This window comes from Sphingobacterium spiritivorum (assembly GCF_016725325.1).
Classification (GTDB): Bacteria; Bacteroidota; Bacteroidia; order Sphingobacteriales; family Sphingobacteriaceae; genus Sphingobacterium.
This window is the reverse complement of sequence record NZ_CP068083.1, coordinates 1,701,335-1,720,416: the sequence shown is the minus strand read 5'-3', so window position 1 is coordinate 1,720,416 and position 19,082 is coordinate 1,701,335. Positions and strand designations below refer to the sequence as shown.

General features: G+C 36.7%; 16 protein-coding genes. 8 read left to right on the top strand and 8 right to left on the bottom strand.

Features of this window, described 5'->3' with window-relative positions:
• Positions 1 to 36: 36 nt before the first annotated feature.
• From I6J02_RS07005 to dnaN, 3 genes are read right to left on the bottom strand one after another with little or no spacing between them, the layout of a single operon-like run.
• The gene (locus tag I6J02_RS07005; RefSeq protein WP_201681037.1) at positions 37 to 675 is read right to left on the bottom strand and encodes a DedA family protein; all 639 of its coding nucleotides are present in this window, start codon (positions 673 to 675) and stop codon (positions 37 to 39) included.
• Between the two features lie 33 nt (positions 676 to 708).
• Positions 709 to 1,359: a DedA family protein gene (locus I6J02_RS07000; RefSeq protein WP_002998478.1), complete on the bottom strand. Its 651-nt coding sequence runs from the start codon at positions 1,357 to 1,359 to the stop codon at positions 709 to 711.
• 10 nt (positions 1,360 to 1,369) lie between these two features.
• Entirely contained in the window at positions 1,370 to 2,494 is a 1,125-nt protein-coding gene (dnaN, locus tag I6J02_RS06995; protein ID WP_002998480.1) for a DNA polymerase III subunit beta, read from the bottom strand.
• 167 nt (positions 2,495 to 2,661) lie between these two features.
• Here dnaN and I6J02_RS06990 point away from each other — a divergent pair, with 167 nt between their 5' ends.
• The 5 genes from I6J02_RS06990 (at position 2,662) to I6J02_RS06970 (ending at position 7,785) form a co-directional block, all read left to right on the top strand.
• On the top strand, positions 2,662 to 3,801 hold the full coding sequence (locus I6J02_RS06990; protein ID WP_201681036.1) for an ATP-binding protein: 1,140 nt from the start codon (positions 2,662 to 2,664) through the stop codon (positions 3,799 to 3,801).
• A gap of 105 nt (positions 3,802 to 3,906) precedes the next feature.
• Positions 3,907 to 5,205: a stage 0 sporulation family protein gene (locus I6J02_RS06985; RefSeq protein ID WP_201681671.1), complete on the top strand. Its 1,299-nt coding sequence runs from the start codon at positions 3,907 to 3,909 to the stop codon at positions 5,203 to 5,205.
• 11 nt (positions 5,206 to 5,216) lie between these two features.
• Positions 5,217 to 5,681, top strand: a complete 465-nt coding sequence (locus I6J02_RS06980) for a gliding motility lipoprotein GldH (protein WP_201681035.1) — start codon at positions 5,217 to 5,219, stop codon at positions 5,679 to 5,681.
• Positions 5,682 to 5,885: 204 nt separating this feature from the next.
• Positions 5,886 to 6,914 (top strand): tetraacyldisaccharide 4'-kinase, encoded by a 1,029-nt coding sequence (gene lpxK, locus I6J02_RS06975; RefSeq protein WP_201681034.1) that lies wholly within the window; start codon positions 5,886 to 5,888, stop codon positions 6,912 to 6,914.
• A 397-nt stretch (positions 6,915 to 7,311) separates the two neighbouring features.
• Positions 7,312 to 7,785, top strand: a complete 474-nt coding sequence (locus tag I6J02_RS06970; RefSeq protein WP_201681033.1) for a hypothetical protein — start codon at positions 7,312 to 7,314, stop codon at positions 7,783 to 7,785.
• A gap of 245 nt (positions 7,786 to 8,030) precedes the next feature.
• Here I6J02_RS06970 and dnaA read toward each other — a convergent pair whose 3' ends face one another.
• Positions 8,031 to 9,458 carry a chromosomal replication initiator protein DnaA gene (gene dnaA / locus I6J02_RS06965; protein ID WP_002998498.1) on the bottom strand — a complete coding sequence of 476 codons (1,428 nt, stop codon included), beginning with the start codon at positions 9,456 to 9,458 and terminating at the stop codon, positions 8,031 to 8,033.
• A gap of 382 nt (positions 9,459 to 9,840) precedes the next feature.
• Positions 9,841 to 11,769: a 1-deoxy-D-xylulose-5-phosphate synthase gene (dxs, locus tag I6J02_RS06960; RefSeq protein WP_201681032.1), complete on the bottom strand. Its 1,929-nt coding sequence runs from the start codon at positions 11,767 to 11,769 to the stop codon at positions 9,841 to 9,843.
• Between the two features lie 146 nt (positions 11,770 to 11,915).
• Between dxs and I6J02_RS06955 the strand changes: the two genes are divergently transcribed.
• On the top strand, positions 11,916 to 12,704 hold the full coding sequence (locus tag I6J02_RS06955; RefSeq protein WP_201681031.1) for a segregation and condensation protein A: 789 nt from the start codon (positions 11,916 to 11,918) through the stop codon (positions 12,702 to 12,704).
• A 54-nt stretch (positions 12,705 to 12,758) separates the two neighbouring features.
• On the opposite strand, the gene thiL is transcribed toward I6J02_RS06955, so the two are convergent.
• Positions 12,759 to 13,799 carry a thiamine-phosphate kinase gene (gene thiL, locus I6J02_RS06950; protein ID WP_201681030.1) on the bottom strand — a complete coding sequence of 347 codons (1,041 nt, stop codon included), beginning with the start codon at positions 13,797 to 13,799 and terminating at the stop codon, positions 12,759 to 12,761.
• A gap of 37 nt (positions 13,800 to 13,836) precedes the next feature.
• On the bottom strand, positions 13,837 to 14,835 hold the full coding sequence (gene nadA / locus I6J02_RS06945; RefSeq protein WP_201681029.1) for a quinolinate synthase NadA: 999 nt from the start codon (positions 14,833 to 14,835) through the stop codon (positions 13,837 to 13,839).
• A 491-nt stretch (positions 14,836 to 15,326) separates the two neighbouring features.
• Between nadA and nadB the strand changes: the two genes are divergently transcribed.
• Both nadB and I6J02_RS06935 read left to right on the top strand, forming a co-directional pair.
• Positions 15,327 to 16,919, top strand: a complete 1,593-nt coding sequence (gene nadB / locus I6J02_RS06940; RefSeq protein ID WP_201681028.1) for an L-aspartate oxidase — start codon at positions 15,327 to 15,329, stop codon at positions 16,917 to 16,919.
• 7 nt (positions 16,920 to 16,926) lie between these two features.
• Entirely contained in the window at positions 16,927 to 17,442 is a 516-nt protein-coding gene (locus I6J02_RS06935) for a gamma carbonic anhydrase family protein (protein ID WP_201681027.1), read from the top strand.
• Here the strand turns inward: I6J02_RS06935 and I6J02_RS06930 are convergent.
• Entirely contained in the window at positions 17,439 to 18,992 is a 1,554-nt protein-coding gene (locus tag I6J02_RS06930; protein ID WP_236582338.1) for an Ig-like domain-containing protein, read from the bottom strand. The two genes, I6J02_RS06935 and I6J02_RS06930, sit on opposite strands and share 4 nt — an antisense overlap.
• Positions 18,993 to 19,082 lie beyond the last annotated feature (90 nt).

The following is a 19,082-nucleotide window of genomic DNA, read 5'->3' as shown; positions in this document are numbered from 1 at the left end:
GAGGAGCCAGACAAAAGTTTAATCTATAAACGTTGCTTATTTACTTTTATTTCTGACAATCTCTATAACCGGAGGAATAATCGATACAGCTATAATAAATAAAATAACAAGAGAAAAGTTATGCTGTATAAAGGAAATCTGACCGAAGAAATAACCGGTCAACAGAAAAAGAGACACCCACAATATTCCTCCTATTATATTATAGGATCCAAAACGGGAATAAGGCATCTTACCAACCCCTGCAATAAAAGGTGCAAATGTCCTTACAATTGGTACAAAACGTGCATATATTATAGTTTTAACCCCATATTTTTCATAAAATTGTTCTGTTTTCAACAAGTACGAGGGTTTAAAAATCTTAGATCCGGGTTTGAACAATCGCTTACCAAAATATTTGCCAATCTCATAATTTACAAAATCCCCAAGTACAGCTGCTGTAATCAGCACCACCAGCATGACCCATACGGACAACTGACTCTCCTGCTTCGCTAAAATAACGCCTGTCGCAAACAATACCGAATCTCCGGGAAGGAATGGTGTCACAACAAGACCCGTCTCCGAAAAAATAATGATAAACAAGATAAGATATGTCCATGTCTGATAATCATTGACAATATCCACCATATGCCGATCTATATGTCGTATAAAATCAAAAAGCTGTACAATCAGATCCATAGCAATAGGTATAGATACAAAAAAAGGAAGCTTTTAGGCTTCCTTTTTTTTAAATTTTTCTTTTATCACTTCCACTACCGGAGGCAGTATAGAGAATACAATAATGCCAAGAATGACATATGTAAAATTTTTCTTTACAAATTCTAACTCTCCAAACTTAAATCCCAGAAATAAGAAACTGGACACCCACACAATCGCTCCGATAACATTATAGGAAGCGAACTTGCGGTATGACATAGATCCTACCCCTGCCACAAAAGGCGCAAATGTTCTTACTATTGGAACAAAACGGGCATATATAATCGTCTTCCCACCGTATTTTTCATAGAATTTTTCGGTCTTATCCAGATAATCCTTTTTAAGAAACCGATATTTTCCACTGAAGGCTTTGGGTCCTATATACTTTCCGATATGATAATTCACCATATCGCCAAGTATTCCGGCGACCATTAGTAGTACCCACATCAGCCAGATATTTAAATCTGTTTCTGGTTTGGCAATGATGGCTCCCGTTGCAAACAGTAAAGAATCTCCCGGTAAAAAAGGAGTAACTACAAACCCTGTCTCTGCAAAAATAATAATGAAAAGAATCAGATAAGTCCATGTTTGATAATCATTGACGATCTCGACCAGATGTTTATCAATATGGAGAATAAAATCAATAAGTGATGATATAACTTCCAAGACGCTCTAATTAACCGGCATTATTCAACATGACAGGCATTACCAACATCAGGATGTCTTCATTGTCATCTTTGATCGCCGGGATCAATAAACCGGCTCTGTTTGGTGTACTCATCTCAATAATTACTTCTTCGCTGCTCAGGTTATTCAACATCTCAACCAAAAATTTAGCATTGAAACCGATCTCCATATCATCTCCTTCAAACTGGCAGCTCAAACGTTCGTGTGCTTCATTTGAAAAGTCAAGATCCTCCGCAGAAATATTAAGCTCACTACCTGAGATACGTAAACGTACCTGATGAGTAGTCTTATTTGCGAAAATGACAACACGACGTAAAGTATTCAGAAATAAAGAACGGTCTACGGTCAGTTTATTAGGGTTTACCTGAGGAATAACAGCCTCATAATCCGGATAACGCTCATCAATCAGACGACAGATCAGAAAGATATTGCCAAACTGAAAGAATGCATTGGTATTATTATATTCAATTGTCACATTCACATCGTCAGATGGTAAAGACGATTTTAATAAAGAAAGTGCTTTTTTAGGCAAAATAAGAGATGCCGGTTTATCCGTGTAAATATCTGTACGGCGGTAACGCACCAATTTGTGTGCATCTGTAGAAACAAAAGTAGTCGATTGTTCCGCCAGTTGTACTAATACACCGGACATCGCAGGTCTCAACTCATCGTTACTCACCGCAAAGATTGTTTTGTTGATAGCCTCAGCCAAAACAGGTGCAGGAATATTTACTGTAGAAGTATTGTCAACGGTTGGAATCTTAGGAAAATCATCTGCATTTTCACCACTCAGCTTATACTTACCATCTCCCGCACTGATCTCGATAGCTAACGTATTTGTGTCAACAGAAAAAGCTACAGGCTGATCTGGTAATGTCTTTAAAGTCTCAATCAAAATCTTAGATGGCATAGCGACACGCCCCTCCTCTTTAGACTCTATCTGTAAAGAAGTTACCATACTTGTTTGCAAATCTGTCGCAGAAATTGTCAGCGTATTATCTTTGATTTCAAACAGGAAATTTTCCAAAATAGGCAGAACAGTACTGCTACTTGAAGCGCCACTGATGGCTTGCAACTGTTTTAATAGAATTGAAGTGGATACTATAAATCTCATTTCCTAATATACTTATTTATACTTGCAATAATACAGAAAAGAATCAATATTCTTTGTATTCACTCGTCGTTAATGACGAATAGTTTTCTACATTTTGTTTTATCATACAGCAGGCGAAACCGTATCCGCAAATATATTTTGTTACATTTGTATGTTGGCGTTGAATTATGCAGTTTAAAGATATTATTGGTCATCAGGAAATTAAAGATCATCTCGTACGTACCGTATTGGAGAACAGGGTAAGCCATGCCCAGTTGTTTCTTGGTCCTGAGGGTTCAGGAAGCCTGGCTTTAGCACATGCCTATGCCCAGTTTATCAATTGTGAAGCTAAACTTGCTGACGACAGTTGCGGCCAGTGTAATTCCTGCCGGAAATATGCCAAAATTATTCATCCCGACCTTCATTTCTCTTTTCCCTTTTTTGCAAAAGGAAAAGAAGAGACTTCTGTAACATATATGGAAGAATGGCGGGCAGCTTTTTTGAAAAATCCATACCTCAGTCTTGAATATTGGAGAGGACAACTTGAGGCTGATAACAAACAAGCCAATATCAACATAGCAGAAGCGCATGATATTATCAAAAAGCTTAGTTTGAAAGCCTTTGAAGCAGAATACAAAATCCTGATCATGTGGTTGCCGGAATATCTGGATACGCAAGGCAATGCTCTCCTCAAATTAATAGAGGAGCCACCGGAAAAGACACTGTTTCTCCTGGTATCAGAAAATCAGGATCGCATATTAAATACTATTATTTCCCGGACCCAACTTGTCAAAATTCAAAAACTTCCGCATCAGGAAATTACAAACTACCTGGTAGAAGAACGTGGAATTCAGAAAGAACAGGCCGGAGAAATCGCTTTTATTGCAGACGGAAATCTTCAACAGGCGCTCAATCTGCTTTCTGAATCCGGTAATCATCTGGATTTGCTGATCCGCTGGCTGCGATTTATTGTCAGTGATGCAGGTCTGCATATGATCAGTATATGTGATGATGAACTGTCAAAACTCGGAAGAGAGAATCAGAAAAGCTTTCTTTTGTACGCTATAAATATGATGAGGCAGATTATCCTTATCAAGGAAGAACTTCATGATCTGGTCTTCCTTCCGGAGAAAGAATTAGAGTTTGTAAATAAATTTGCACCACTTTTTACGGTCAATCAGATCGAAGAAGCTGTATCTTTATTTGAAAAAACACATTATTGTGTAGAACGCAATGCAAATCCTAAAATATTATTTTTAGATTTATCTTTGCAATTAGTTTTATTGTTTAAGTATCAAACGTTCCCAAAAGGGACTCAATATATATAAAGAAAAAATATGGGATGTGGCAGTTGCTCATCCGGTGGAGGTTGTGGAAGCGGAACTGCAGTTGCAGGTGCTACCCCGGCAGGTTGCCAAAGCAATGGCTCTTGCATGACCAGCGGATGTAATAAATTAGATGTATATGACTGGCTTTCCAATATGGATATGCCATCTAACTATAAAGCCTTCGATGTGGTCGAAGTGCGTTTTAAAGGATCTCGGAAAGATTTTTTTATCAATACGGACAATCATTACCTGGAAATGGGAGAAATGGTCGTCGTAGAACCTTCTACAGGTGGCTATGATATTGGTCATGTATCCCTAACCGGTGAACTGGTCAGACTGCAGTTGAAAAAAAATAATGTTTCTGTAGACGCTGTTACAAAAAAGATCTACAGAAAAGCAAACGAGGCGGACGTAAAGAAATTTGAAGCAGCGAAGGATCTGGAATGGGAAACCATGCACAAAGCGAGAAAACTGGCTTTGGATCTGGGACTTTCGATGAAGATATCTGATGTTGATTATCAGGGAGACAAGACCAAAGCAACCTTCTACTATACAGCTGAGGGCCGTGTAGATTTTCGGGAGCTCATCAAAAAAATGGCGGAATCCTTTAGGATACGTATAGAGATGAGACAGATCGGTATGCGTCAGGAAGCAAGTCGTCTGGGTGGAATCGGATCCTGTGGCCGGGAACTTTGTTGTTCCACGTGGCTTACAGACTTCAAAACCGTATCTACTTCAGCTGCGCGCTATCAAAATCTTTCGCTTAATACGCTTAAATTAGCGGGACAATGTGGCAAACTGAAGTGTTGTCTCAACTATGAGCTGGACAGCTATATGGATGCATTAAAGGATATCCCGAATAATGTAGACCGTATCGAAACAATTATAGGTACCGCATATCTTCAAAAAACAGATATTTTCAAAAAGACAATGTGGTATGCTTATCCGAAAGCGGAAAACTGGATACCTCTGTCTGTAGATAAGGTAAAAGAATTCATCGAAATGAATCGTGAAGGAAGAAAACCGGAAGAACTGGTTAATCCTAACATTCAGGAAGAAGTAGAAAAACCTGTTGTCTACGATTATGAAAATGTAGTAGGTCAGGATAGTCTGACACGTCTGGATGAACGCAGAAAGAAAAAATCCAAAAGCAAAAACCGTAATAAAAACAAACAAACGGTACAGAAAGCAGAAGGAGTAGCTGAAGACAAAAAACCTGTAAATAAACAGAATAATAAGCCCCAGCAACCGAAAGTTCAACAAGCGAAAAAGGAAGATAATACGGAATCCAAATCAGCGAAAGAGCCTCAAAATACTGATGCTCCAAAACCAAAAAAGAGATTCAATAACAGAAACCGTAATAAAGGAAGAAATAATAATAGTGGTTCTCAGCCTGCTGAATAGGGGTTAACAAGATGAAAAGATTACTTTACGCTTTTATTGTTTTAAATATACTGGTATTGGCCGGATGTGATGCCAATACTGTAGTAGATGAGAATATCATCATTACAGACAAAAGCTGGCCGTATAATGTTATTCCAAAAATAAAAGCGCATATTACGGACAAAGATGCTAAGTATGATGTATACCTTAATCTGCGTCACAACGGAGATTACAGATACTCTAATATCTTTGTTCGTATACATGAAACAAATCCTAAAGGTATCAGTAAAAGAGAAAGAAGAGAGCTTAAACTGGCAGAATTAGATGGCAGATGGACGGGGAGCAGTGCGGGTAGCTTATATGCACATCAGGCGTTGATACATGAAAATTACAGTTTTCCTGATACAGGTGTTTACATTTTTGCTATAGAACAAAATATGCGCGAAAACCCACTGAAAGACATCAATGATGTGGGAATAAAAATTGTAAAGAGATAATTATGAATAAATTTAACCAGATTTTAATACATCCGAATTTTAGTTATATCTATCTTTTTTTAGTTGTTATTTGTGCTGTTTCATTCTTTGTAATGGATGAAAAACATCCCTTCAAAACCTATATTTTTCCGATAGTAATTGTTTTATTCTTGCTACAACGATACCGCAGATACCTGATCCAACGTAATCAAAAGTAATTTGGCTATGCTATTGTTAAGATGGTTTCTATTTCCAATTACCATTATCTACACCAGCATTATATGGCTTAGAAATCGTCTGTACGATTATCAGCTGCTAAAAAGTAAAACCTACGATATTCCCCTCATTGTAATAGGAAATCTGGCCATAGGCGGGACAGGTAAAAGCCCGATGACCGAGTTCCTGATCCGTCTTTTGAAAGACAAAATTAAACTGGCTACGCTCAGCAGAGGATACGGCCGTAAGACAAAAGGGTTTAGATTTGTGTCTACTCAGTCTACATCTGCAGAGGCCGGAGATGAACCTTTGCAATTCAAACGCAAGTTTCCGGAAATAACCGTAGCTGTTTGCGAAGACCGCTGTTATGGTGTAGAACAATTAAAAGATCAACATGAGCTGATTATTCTGGATGATGCATTTCAACACAGAAAATTAAAACCTACCTATTCCATTCTACTTTTTGAATATACTTCTCTTCTGGCACCCGCTATTTTACTTCCTACCGGAAATTTCCGCGATATGATGATGGAAAGCCACAGAGCCAATATCATTATCGTAACCAAAACCCCGGAAGAAGCAACAGAAGAAGATAAAAGGAAAATTATTAAGAAGATTTCCCGTCACAATTCCACTGCTTCCATATATTTCAGTAAAATCAAATATGATAAATGGATGGATAAGAATGGTTCAGGCTGCTATACCAATTTAAAAGAAACAGATGTTCTACTTATAACAGGTATAGCAAATCCAAATCCGCTGATCAATCATTTACAACCCAATGTAAACAGATTGATTCATATGTCCTATTCCGACCATCATGCTTTTTCAGAGACAGATATCAGTAAGATAGAAGAAATGTATAAAGCTATTACCGGATCAAATAAACTTATTCTGACTACAGAAAAAGATTTCCAGCGTTTGTATGGAACACGTCTGCATCATTTCCCGTTTTACTACATTCCTATTCAGATAGCATTTGATACAGCAGATTACGCAAACATAGAAAGAAGTATTTCGGATCATTTAGGAATCTGATATACATATAATATCTTTTTATATGTAGGTATAATACTTCCATCCTCTGCTAAACTACTATCTTACGATAAGAAGATATATATCCTTTAAACCTATCACCCCACCTTCATTATATATAGCATTTTTACCTCATTTTGAGATAAAATAAAGCTTTTACCAGCCTTTCATCTCAAAACAGTATTAATCAGGCTCAGATTGACCTTAAATTCATCCATTTATTGTAACACAATAATTACAATTTAAATTATTGATTATCAAATGCTTACAAATAATCAAAATGTTAAGTAATGTTAAAAAGTAACAAACCTGATACAATTATATACTAAGCCCTGTCAAAAAGCAGTTATTAATGTAAAGAATTTAATAATTGAGTTTTAAACGTATAAATTTTAACAAGATGAAAAAATTAATTTTAACAGGTATCGGATTTTTCTTAGCATTAGGATTAACATTTGCGCAAGCGCAACAACCCCAGTCACCAGAAGATAATGCAAAACAAGTGGTTACTGTATTGACACAACAATTAACATTAACCGAAGAACAACAACCAACTGTATATAATGCAACATTAGAATATGCAAAAGCAGAACAAGCATTATTAGCAGATAATACAGCATCTAAAGAAGCTAAAGCTGAGCAAATCACAAAACTTCAGGCACAGACAGATGCAAAAATCATTGAAGTGTTGACAGATGAGCAAAAACCACTTTTTGAAAAAATTGTAGCAGAAAGAGCTCCTGTAACGATTCCTGAGTCAGCTCCGGCAGAAGTACCTGCTACTGAGCCTTCAACTACTGAGCCAGCACAACCAGTAGAACAAACTCAGCCAACTGAACAACCTACTGAGCAACCTGCTCAGCCGGTACAATAATTAGCAAAGCAATAATAGGTTTCATAAATTAGCAATTAAGGGGTCTTGTTGAAAAACAAGGCTCCTTTCTTTTTAGAGCTTATGCCCTAAAGTATAGAATGCTAATTTTGCAGGTTAGTCTACAATGCTTATATAAAAAGAAAACGGCATTTAAATTTGCTTAACAAGCTGCTTACCGTAATAACGAGATAATAAAAAAGGGAAGCAAATAATTGCTTCCCTTTTTACGTTCAAAATTTTGATTGTTAAGATGCTTTTAACTTTTTCAGGATATCCTGTACATACGTTTTAAACTTCTTGTCTGTTTCTATCAGATCTTCTACTGTCTGGCAGGCATATATCACTGTAGAGTGATCCCGTCCACCAAAGAAGTTACCGATAGACTTCAAAGAAGATTTAGTATGATTCTTTGCAAGATACATAGAGATCTGACGTGCCTGTACGATTTCACGTTTCCTAACTTTTGATTTTACCATTTCTACCGGAACTTCAAAGTACTCACATACCAATTTCTGTATGTATTCCATTGAAATTTCCTTACTGGTATTCTTCACAAAGTTTTTCAGCATAGATTTAGCCAGGTTCAGGTCAATCTCCTTTTTGTTAAGGGTAGATTGCGCCAATAATGAAACCATAGCACCTTCTAATTCACGGACACTGTTATCAATCTGATGCGCCACATACTCTACAACATTCTCCGGCAATTCAATACCGTCAGAATACATTTTTTTCTTCAGGATAGCCATCCTTGTCTCCAGATCAGGAACCTGTATATCCGCAGATAAACCCCATTTAAAACGACTTAATAATCGTTCTTCCAGTCCTGCCAGATCTTTAGGAGCCTTATCAGAGGTCAGAATAATCTGTTTACCTGACTGATGAAGATGATTAAAGATGTGGAAGAAAATGTCCTGGGTTTTTTCCTTACCGGCAAAATTGTGTACATCATCCATGATGATGACATCCATTGCCTGATAAAAATTCACAAAGTCATTGATTGTATTGTTCTTTAATGAATCTACAAACTGTTGACAGAATTTTTCACAGGATACATAGATAACCAACTTATCCGGCAGATTACGCTTGATCTCATTTCCAATGGCCTGGGATAAATGGGTTTTACCTAACCCTACATCTCCGTATAACATCAAAGGGTTAAAAGAGGTTCCTCCGGGCTTATTTGCTACCGCAAATCCTGCAGATCTTGCCAGTCTGTTACATTCACCTTCGATAAAATTATCAAAAGTATAATGCTGATTCAACTGCGGATCTACCTGTAACTTCTTTAATCCCGGAATAACAAAAGGATTCTTAATATTCTTATTCAAATTGACCGGAACCGGGATCGATTGACGCTTCCCTTCTGCACCGTTTCCATTTGACGGAATATTGGTTGTATATGGTATATTGGTTGAAGATTTCTCCACCACAATATTATATTCCAACCTTCCCTGTTCTCCCAAAAATTTTTTGACCGTTTTACGTAAGATACCTACATAATGTTCCTCAAGCCACTCGTAAAAAAATAAGCTCGGCACCTGAATAGTTAAAACGTTCTCATCAAGTTTCACCGCTTTCACCGGTTCAAACCAAGTCTTGAAACTTTGCGCAGGTATATTGTCTTTGATAATCTGAAGACAACTATTCCAAACACTTGTGTACGTTTTTTCCATTCTAAAATTGTTAATAACTTGATTTACAATATCTGACCAAAAAATTGTTTATAACTTTCTCTTAAAACGAAGATGGCAAAAAAAATTCAGCTAAAAAATTAAAAAGTAAAAAAATACACAACGTATTGATAAACAATAACTTAAGTCATTTTTTAGAGATTTTTTACTAAAATTCACAGGCAAAATTTTAGTTTTCAACATCAGCTCTTATGATGGGCTCGATACTCCCAATTTAGTAACTTTTATTGAATTAAAAAAATCAATGTGGAAAACTATGTTTTAAAATAGGGGATAATTTTCAGATAGTTTTATAAGGATAAAGCATAAAAAAGGAGTTGAAAATATCAACTCCTTTTTTAAATTTTATTATCGTACAGGTTATCTATCCAACTAGAGAATCTGTTTTACGGATAGTGGATAATTTTCTGCATTGCTCAGCAATAGCCTCTGCATCATAATGACACAAATTCCAAAGCTCTTTTTGCTCTCCATGCTCTACAATTTCATCCGGAATACCAAGACGAACAACATGAGATTGGTAACCATTATCGACCATAAATTCGAGTACTGCCGAACCCATTCCTCCCTGTAAACAACCATCTTCTACGGTGATCACTTTTTTATACTTACGGAAGACTTCATGTAACAATTCTTTATCCAAAGGTTTGACAAATCGCAAATCGTAATGTGCCGGATAAATACCCTCTTCATTTAATACACGAATTGCTTTTACAGCTTCATTACCTATACTGCCAATGCTTAATATAGCAACCTCTTCTCCGTCCGATACTTTACGGCCTTTTCCTATTTCTATTTCTTTAAATGGTCTTTTCCAATCCGGCATTACCCCTGCTCCGCGTGGATAACGGATCACAAATGGTCCTTTATTCTCCAATTGCGCAGTATACATCAGATTACGAAGTTCTTCCTCATTCATAGGAGCAGACACAGTCATATTTGGTATACAACGCATATAGGCAAGATCGTATGCGCCGTGATGTGTAGGACCATCTGCCCCGGCAACACCTGCTCGGTCCAGACAGAATACCACATTCAGATTTTGTAAGGCTACATCATGAATAACCTGATCATAAGCCCGTTGCATAAAGGAAGAGTAGATATTACAAAAAGGAAGTAATCCCTGTGTAGCCAGTCCAGCACTGAATGTAACAGCATGCTGTTCAGCTATTCCCACGTCAAAGGCACGGGTAGGCATAGCTTTCATCATAATATTCATAGAAGATCCTGACGGCATAGCGGGAGTAATTCCCATTATCTTCTTATTATTCTCAGCCAGTTCCACTAAGGTATGTCCGAATACATCCTGATACTTAGGTGCAACAGGTTTGTCAGAAACAGATTTTTTAATCTCTCCTGTGATTTTGTCGAAAAGACCCGGTGCATGCCACAGTGTCTGATCTTTCTCGGCTAAAGCATATCCTTTACCTTTTACTGTAACGCAATGCAGGAGCTTCGGTCCTGGAATATGTTTAAGATCTTCCAGCGTTTTGGCTAGTTTCTTGACATCATGTCCATCTACAGGCCCGAAATATCTGAAATTTAAAGATTCGAAAAGATTTGCATTCTTTAGCAGTGAACCTTTGATTCCTCGTTCAAGCTTTTTGGCTATTCCAAGCGCATCCGGTCCTACTTCTGATATTTTAGAAAGCACAGCAGCCAGATCATCTCTGAATCTGTTGTAACGCTTAGACGTTGTTATACTGGTCAGATATTCCTTCATCGCTCCAACATTCGGATCGATTGACATGCAATTATCATTTAGAATAACCAGCAGATTGGATTTTTCTATACCGGCATGATTCAAAGCTTCAAACGCCAATCCGGCAGTCAGGGCTCCATCTCCTATTACAGCTACATGTTGTCTGTCATCTTCTCCTTTATAATGAGAAGCTACAGCCATCCCAAGAGCTGCCGATATAGAGGTAGATGAGTGACCTACACCAAAAGTATCATACTCACTTTCATTTCTGTTTGGAAAACCCGAAATACCATTTAATATCCGGTTTGTATCAAAGACGTCCCTTCTCCCCGTCAGTATCTTGTGACCATAGGCCTGATGACCTACATCCCAGATCAATTGATCATAAGGTGTATTTAACACGTAATGAAGGGCAACGGTTAATTCTACTACCCCTAAACTTGCTGCAAAATGCCCTCCGTTAACGGAGACAATATCAATTATATATTGTCTAAGCTCTTTACATACCTGCAATAAATCTTCTTCCTTTAATTTCTTAAGATCTGAAGGAAAATTTATTTTTTGCAATAGTTCTCCAGCCTCTACCTGCATAGTTTTTACGATTTCAAAATAAGATACAAAGTAACAATTTTTTATTTACATAAATCATATAACAATTCGTAATTGTTATGGTTTACATAGGTTCTATAATAAACTAATTTATTAATAATTTTTTATAATTATGTACTTTTGAATCTATGAATGCAAGTGAGGGTTACGAAATTAAGTTAGAACAATTTGAAGGTCCGTTTGATCTGCTTTTGTTTTTTATAGAACGTGATGAATTGAATATCCATGATATAGCGATCTCTAAAATAACAGATGATTTTCTGGATTACATCCAGAAGATGCAGGCTTTGAATATAGAACTGGCCAGTGAGTTTATATTTGTAGCTTCTACCCTCATGCGTATCAAAGCAAAAATGCTTTTGCCACGTCCTGATCTGGATGAAAATGAAAATGAAATAGATCTTAAAAAGGAACTGGTACAGAAACTGATACTCTACAAACAGTTCAAAAATATTTGTGAAGATCTGAAAGGACTTGAAGAAAACCGTTTCAGGTATCATTTAAGAGGAAATATCGGTTATGATCTGAAGAACACTAACCGCCCTGTACAGGAAGGAGAAGAATTGTCTTCATTTGATCTTTACAAACTTATGATGGTATATGAACGTATGATGTACCATTATTCAAATCGTGTCCAGGAAGTCAAACATACTGTTGTAAAATATCCATATACCATAGAACAACAGAAGAGAGTCATTAAGGAGTTGATAGAAATGAATGAGAAACTGGATTTTAACAGTATCCGAAAGAGTTCAGAAAATAAAGTTCATTTCGTCTATAATTTTTTAGCCATTTTAGAAATGCTGCAGCAACGCTTATTAGAAATTGAGGTAGGATTGGGCTATAATAATTTTTGGGTTGAAAAACGTGATCCCAATGTACCGGATCCAGTAGTATTAGAACTGGAAGAAAACTAAAAAAGGTGCTGTTTCATGTGAAACAGCACCTTTTTTTATATAGTAATCAATACATTACTTTTTAAAAGCATTCCAACCCTGAGCTGTTAAAGGATATACATTTCCGGATTTGGAAATCATTTCATATCCAGCATTTGGCTCGGTAATATATCCGATAACTGTTATATCAGGAAGATTTCTAAGTTTATCATATGCTGACTGTGGAACTGTAAACAACAATTCATAATCTTCTCCTCCGTTTAATGCACAAACTGTAGGATCCAAACCAAATTCACGGGCAGTATCATATGTCATCTGATCCAACGGAATTTTATCTTCATATAATTTACATCCTTTATCAGACTGTTTACAAATATGAATGATCTCCGAAGCCAGACCATCTGATACATCTATCATAGCATTTGGTTTGATATCCAGACTATCCAATAGTTGAACAATGTCTTTACGGGCCTCCGGTTTCAACTGGCGCTCGATGATATAATCTTTTCCTTCCAGATCCGGCTGAATATTGGGATTATCTAAAAATACCTGCTTTTCACGCTCCAAAATCTGTAATCCTACATAAGCAGCTCCAAGATCTCCGGAGACACACAGAAGATCACCTTCCTGAGCACCTGAGCGATAAGTTATGCTGTCTTCATCTGCATATCCTATACTGGTTACAGATATAATTAATCCCTGGGCAGAGGCTGAAGTATCTCCACCTACCAGATCTACGTTGAATTTCTTACAGGCAATCAATGCTCCTTCATAGATTTCTTCAACTGCTTCTAAAGGAAATTTTGAGGATAATCCTATTGAAAAGGTAATCTGAGAGGCTATACCATTCATAGCATATATGTCACTTAAATTTACCTGTACAGCTTTATAACCCAGATGTTTAAGTGGAACATAGCGCAAATCAAAATGAATTCCTTCCAACAGCAGATCAGTAGAAATAAGCGTTTTCTTATTTGAAAAATCTAATACAGCAGCATCATCTCCTATACCTTTGACCGTAGACTTTTCAGTCAGTTCCACATGTTTGGTCAGGTGTTCAATCAAACCAAATTCACCCATCTGATCCAGATTTGTTCTTTCTGTATTTTCAAACATTCTATAATGTTAAAATTAAAAATTATATCAGTTAAGCTTACAATCCTAATCTTTCTGAAATCTCCAACATACGTTCAATTGGCTTTTGAGCGCGTATAATTACATCTTCAGGAAGTGTAATTTCAGGAGATTCGAACTTGAGACAATTGTAAAGTTTTTCTAAAGTATTAAGCTTCATATGCGGGCAATCATTACATGCACATGCATTATTCGGAGGTGCCGGAATGAATGTCTTTTCCGGACTCGCCTTTTGCATTTGATGAATAATACCGGATTCAGTGGCTACAATGTAAACCTGTGAGGGATCATTCATGGTAAACTTAAGCATACCTGAAGTGGATCCTACATAATCAGCACCAGCCAGAATATGATCCTCGCACTCCGGATGTGCTATAAACTTTGCATCCGGGTATTCGTTGCGTAAAGCATCTATTTTATCCTGCGAAAAAATCTCATGTACCATACATGCACCATTCCACAAGACCAGATCTCTACCCGTCTTCTTTTTTACATAAGCTCCGAGATTGCGATCCGGACCAAAAATTATTTTCTGATCCAACGGAAGGCTTTCTACGATCTGTACCGCATTACTGGAAGTACATACAATATCTGATAATGCTTTTAACTCAGCTGTACAGTTTACATAAGTTATGACCAGATGATCAGGATATTTTTCTTTAAATTTCGCAAATAAATGAGGAGGGCAACTATCTGATAGTGAGCATCCTGCCTTCAGATCAGGTAATAATACCTTTTTTGATGGGGATAATATCTTTGCTGTTTCAGCCATAAAATGCACCCCAGCAAACACAATCACATCTGCATCTGTCCTGGCAGCCTGTTGGGAAAGTCCCAAACTATCGCCTATATAATCCGCAATATCCTGAATTTCAGACTCTTGGTAATAATGAGCGAGAATAACAGCATTCTTTTCCTTCTTGAGGCGATTAATTTCTTCTACGAGATCAATTGTAGGATCAATAGCTACATCTATGTATCCTTTTGCTTCCAGATCTCTGTCATAAGTAATATTCATTTCCGTGTTGATAAAATTTAAGTCAACGATTCAGACGGTATCACTTCACAAAAGTAGCGAAAGAATTTGAAACGAAATCCACATTCCCTTTTTTCAATAATTAATAACTCTTTTTATAAAAAGGAGACTTATTGTTTATTAGTGTGTGGAAAATGGGGAAAGTTTTAAGAATTTATATTTGCGATTATTACTTTTAACATAGTTATCCACATTTATCCACATCTAAAGTTTATAAATAGAGCTGATTTTCAGATATATGAAAATTACTCTTTTTCGTTTTCCATATTTTAGTGTGAATTGTTTGTTGTTTACATTTTGTTAATAATGGGGTAAAGTTGTGGTTATAATTTGTTCACAATGGCTGGATTTTTTGTGGAAATGTGGAATAAAAAATAGTTTTCATTTTTAATTCACCATTTATCTACACGTTATCCACATATTTTGTTAATTTGTTATCTGAAAAACTAGATTTTTAATACGCATTAGTATTTATGGGAGATCGTAAGGTTGATTTTTTGATTATTGGTTCCGGAATTGCTGGTTTAAGCTTCGCTTTGAAAGCTGCAAAAAAAGGTAAAGTCTTGATAGTCACTAAGTCTAATGAAGATGAGTCTAATACCAAATATGCACAGGGCGGTGTTGCTGCAGTTGTGGATAAGTCTGATAGCTTTGAGAAGCATATACTTGATACTCAGATAGCTGGTGATGGATTATGCCATGTGGAAATTGTGGAAAACGTTGTTAGGGAAGGTCCTGAACGTATAGCAGAGCTTATAGCGTATGGTACTAACTTCGATAAGGTAGATGATGACAGCTATGATCTCGCAAAAGAAGGTGGTCATTCCAAACACCGTATTTTGCATTATAAAGATATAACTGGTTATGAAATAGAACGAGCCTTGCTTGCTAAAGTACATCAGGATCCTAATATTGAGATACTTACACATTATTTTGCAGTAGATTTAATTACGCAGCATCATTTAGGTGAATTTGTTGATAAAAAATCGGACGATATTAAGTGTTTTGGTATCTATGCATTGAATACAAAGAATCACCGTATAGAGAAGATTTTAAGCCGTATTACCCTAATGGCTTCAGGAGGTGCAGGACATGTGTATTCGAGTACGACTAATCCTACGATAGCTACCGGTGATGGTATAGCAATGGTCTATCGTGCGAAGGGCAAAGTACGTAATATGGAGTTTATACAGTTTCATCCTACAGCTCTTTATAATCCCAGTCAATATCCTGCATTTCTGGTATCAGAGGCTGTACGTGGCTTTGGAGGTATCCTGAGACGTGTGTCAGGTGAATCATTTATGGAAGAGTATGATGAACGGGGTTCATTAGCACCACGGGATATCGTAGCTAGGGCAATAGATGCTGAAATGAAGAAATCGGGTATTGATTATGTATACCTGGATATTACAATGCGTAGTAAAGAGGATATTTTAGCGCATTTTCCAAATATTTATGAGAAATGTTTATCCATCGGATTGGATATGACAAAGGATTATATTCCTGTATCTCCGGCTGCACATTATTTATGTGGGGGAATTCTGGTAGATGCATACGGACGTAGTACTATTAATAATCTGTATGCATGTGGAGAATGTTCATCTACCGGGCTTCATGGAGCTAATAGATTGGCTTCTAATTCATTACTGGAAGCTGCTGTATATGCACACCGTATCTGGCTGGATGCTGCTGAAAAGTTAGGGGATATCGATTTTGAGGAAAATATACCAGACTGGGATGATTCCAATACAAGTTTATCCAATGAAGATATTCTGGTCTCGCACAATCTTCGGGAGACACAAAAAGTAATGTCCGATTATGTTGGTATTGTACGTTCTGACTTCAGGTTGGATCGTGCATTCAGAAGACTTGGATTTTTGTATGATGAGACGGAAGAATTTTATAAGCATACCAAATTATCTGTGCCACTTTGTGAATTGAGAAATGTCATTCAGGTTGCTTTTTTAGTTATTAAGTCAGCTCAGGATCGTAAAGAAAGCAGAGGACTCCATTATTCAACAGATTATCCTTATCATGCTGAAATATTAAAGGATACTATATTTTAGAAGACATATGGCTGTTATATTACCTGTTAAAGATAAATACCCTGAATTTCCGGAAGATTGTTTTATAGCCCCTAATGCGACCATTGTAGGCGATGTGGTCATGGGCAATAAGTGTTCGGTATGGTTTAATGCTGTGATAAGAGGAGATGTAAACTATATACGAGTCGGATCTTATACAAATATCCAGGATGGCGCTGTTATTCATTGCACTTACCAGAAGAACGGAACTGATATAGGCAGTTATGTCAATATTGGCCATCAGGCGATGGTACATGGATGTGTAGTAAAAGATTATGTATTGATCGGTATGGGCGCTATTGTCATGGATAAAGCCGTAGTAGAGACTGAAGTTATTATTGCTGCAGGCGCTGTGGTACTGGAAAATACCATATGTGAATCAGGCTATCTGTATGCAGGTGTTCCAGCTAAAAAGATAAAAGCGATAACTGATGAACAACGGGAGATGTTGCATCAGTTACCGCATAATTATGTGTTATACAGTTCCTGGTTTGAAAACAGTTAATTTAGATTGACTGTTTCATTTTGTTCCCAGTTGGCCCGTATTGTGAATGTCTTGTTAAGATACCATATTTGTTCTGCCTGCTTTTTTGTTTTTACATCTGCAGGATCCCATACACCATTCTTGTTAGCATCATATATTACACGTAAAGAATATCTGCCACCCGGAAATTTCTTGTAGGATATCGTATTATCAGGGCCTAATATCTGCCTGTTAAATACCTTTTCTTTCTTGTCATCGATAAGTTCTACCACATATTGCATAGTGCTGTCTATATTGGTAAAATTGAAGTTTATATCTCCGTAATTTTCGCTTTCATCCAATGTGAAATTAGTTTTGAATTCCTTATTATGATCTCCGAATAATCCTGTTAAAGCTTTTTCTTCTAAAACTAATGTATAATTCCTTTTAGGTTTCCAGTTAAAGCGAATATGATAAAGCTGATTATTAAGTGTATCTTTTTGCAGTTGGAAGTTGGTTCTTGCTACACTATCTTCTGTGAGTTTCACTTTAGACTTATCTATAGAGGCTAAAGGTATTTTAGAGGTAACAGTGATATGCGTAATCTTATCTACTTTATTACTGATATTGAGGACAGGTAGTATTTCTTTTTCGAACTTCACATTTACTCCCTTCTTTAATAATACAGTATCCATGACCGTATTGTAATTGCGAATCTCCAGTTTAAGAGAGTCAAAATCAGTGTTTTGAGTATATATTAATGCACTGTCTTTATGTACACCATAGCGTACATATTTGGATGCATCCAGTTCCTGCGGAGATAATATTTTTATGGTCGGATCAAGTAGAGGGCGGTTAAATACAAGTTGTATACCCCCATCCTTTTCCAGTTTCTTTTCACCGGTTCTGAATTTATCAGGGTAGGGTTTAGTAAATTCCAGTTTGATATTACTGGTATCTTTCCTTAATACGATGCTGTCATTGAGAAAACCTATCCAGTCATCTGTACTTTCATATATACGATTACTGCTTTTCTCCTTCAAGGCATATATACGGTATGTATCCTCTCTCAGATTATTGAATTTGAAATTACCAGCTGTATCTACAGCCGTAAATATATTCGCTTTACGCTTACCAAATATACTGTCCTGACGGGTGGGAATCAGAATAACGATGACATCTTTATCTTCATTCTTCATATCCAGACTCTTGGTATATCCGTTCAGAACTGATCCTGATATAGAAAGAGAGTCAAGTTCATCACCAGTGGCAAATACATACGAATAGTTAGGAAGCGGATTACCTTCATTATAGTCGACCAATCCTTTTCCGAAGTGGATTGTATATGTTGTATTTTCTTCTAATGAATCGGGTAATGTTATTTCAAGATTCTTTTTCTTGATTTTATATTCGGGTTGAGTATCTACATCCGGGGATATACTGAATTCTTTAAACTGACTGTTTAGTTTGACATACTCATCGAATTCCAAAACTATTTTTTTTGCTTTGAAATTTCGGGTATAGTTTTTTGGTAACTCACTTAATATTTTCGGTGGAAGTGAATCTTTAGGTCCGCCAGTAGGGTGTTGCATGTTGGCGCACTGTATAGTACTTAAAATAAGAAGACAAAAAAATGAAAAAATTACCACTTTTTGAAATAGGGTAGTTTTTAGCGTTTCTGA

Coding starts and splice junctions, on each gene's coding strand:
- nadB (WP_201681028.1), top strand. CDS start 15,327: ATGGGAGATCGTAAGGTTGATTTTTTGATTATTGGTTCCGGAATTGCT.
- I6J02_RS07005 (WP_201681037.1), bottom strand. CDS start 675: ATGGATCTGATTGTACAGCTTTTTGATTTTATACGACATATAGATCGG.
- dnaA (WP_002998498.1), bottom strand. CDS start 9,458: ATGGAAAAAACGTACACAAGTGTTTGGAATAGTTGTCTTCAGATTATC.
- I6J02_RS06930 (WP_236582338.1), bottom strand. CDS start 18,992: ATGCAACACCCTACTGGCGGACCTAAAGATTCACTTCCACCGAAAATA.
- dnaN (WP_002998480.1), bottom strand. CDS start 2,494: ATGAGATTTATAGTATCCACTTCAATTCTATTAAAACAGTTGCAAGCC.
- I6J02_RS06970 (WP_201681033.1), top strand. CDS start 7,312: ATGAAAAAATTAATTTTAACAGGTATCGGATTTTTCTTAGCATTAGGA.
- I6J02_RS06935 (WP_201681027.1), top strand. CDS start 16,927: ATGGCTGTTATATTACCTGTTAAAGATAAATACCCTGAATTTCCGGAA.
- I6J02_RS06985 (WP_201681671.1), top strand. CDS start 3,907: ATGACCAGCGGATGTAATAAATTAGATGTATATGACTGGCTTTCCAAT.
- thiL (WP_201681030.1), bottom strand. CDS start 13,799: ATGTTTGAAAATACAGAAAGAACAAATCTGGATCAGATGGGTGAATTT.
- nadA (WP_201681029.1), bottom strand. CDS start 14,835: ATGAATATTACTTATGACAGAGATCTGGAAGCAAAAGGATACATAGAT.
- dxs (WP_201681032.1), bottom strand. CDS start 11,769: ATGCAGGTAGAGGCTGGAGAACTATTGCAAAAAATAAATTTTCCTTCA.
- I6J02_RS06955 (WP_201681031.1), top strand. CDS start 11,916: ATGAATGCAAGTGAGGGTTACGAAATTAAGTTAGAACAATTTGAAGGT.
- I6J02_RS06990 (WP_201681036.1), top strand. CDS start 2,662: ATGCAGTTTAAAGATATTATTGGTCATCAGGAAATTAAAGATCATCTC.
- I6J02_RS06980 (WP_201681035.1), top strand. CDS start 5,217: ATGAAAAGATTACTTTACGCTTTTATTGTTTTAAATATACTGGTATTG.
- lpxK (WP_201681034.1), top strand. CDS start 5,886: ATGCTATTGTTAAGATGGTTTCTATTTCCAATTACCATTATCTACACC.